Below are 650 nucleotides of genomic sequence, written 5' to 3'. Positions count from 1 at the left end.
TTATTGATCTTTTCTCAGAACAAGCGATTATTAAAAACGAAAATGGAAAGGATCTTAATAAACATTCAGGTATTATCAAATTTTTCAAAGACTTTTTTAAAAGAAATCAGGAATTAAAGCATATTTGCAATATATCAACTATTAATAATCAATATAAAGCTGAATGGTCAGTCTCTGGAGAAAAATATGATCAATCTCTTTTTGCTTTGCATGGATTTGATTACTACAAATTCGATAATGATAACAAAATTACATTTCTTCAAATAAAAATTATCTAATTATTCATAATTTGTTATTTATTATTCAATTTCATCATCTGCTTCAACTGAATCAATAAAACCGTTTGGATATCTTTGCGCCAGTCTAGACCCGGCTGCAGCTGCAATTCCACCAATGATATCGTCGGCAAAAGTAGTCGTAATATGATCATTAGTTTTTCCTAAACGATCCAGCTTTCCAATAATCCCTGGTTTAACATTGTCAACGTATCCATACCCAGTAAAACCAATTGACCCAAATGAAGCTGCAATTGCGTTTCCTAATAATTCGTCAACACCAAAGAGCCCAAAATCCTCTTTAATAACACCATTAATTGGATCTTTTAATTTATTCTCTTCCGTTAGGCGATCAAGTTCCAATGCAACCCAGAC

At 31.7% G+C, this 650-nt stretch carries 2 protein-coding genes; one reads left to right on the top strand and one right to left on the bottom strand.

Going from position 1 to position 650, the window contains the following annotated elements; all coding sequences use genetic code 11:
- Window positions 1–278, top strand: a 278-nt coding sequence (locus KH893_RS11350) for a hypothetical protein (RefSeq protein WP_281166219.1), incomplete at its 5' end; no start/stop codon positions are given.
- A gap of 21 nt (window positions 279–299) precedes the next feature.
- On the opposite strand, the gene KH893_RS11345 is transcribed toward KH893_RS11350, so the two are convergent.
- A partial coding sequence (locus KH893_RS11345; protein ID WP_281166218.1) for a phosphatidylglycerophosphatase A occupies window positions 300–650 on the bottom strand: 351 nt, incomplete at its 5' end.

Source organism: Liquorilactobacillus sicerae, assembly GCF_029916425.1.
GTDB lineage: Bacteria > Bacillota > Bacilli > Lactobacillales > Lactobacillaceae > Liquorilactobacillus > Liquorilactobacillus sicerae.
The sequence above is the reverse complement of the archived record's forward strand: the minus strand, read 5'-3'. Positions and strand labels throughout refer to the sequence as shown.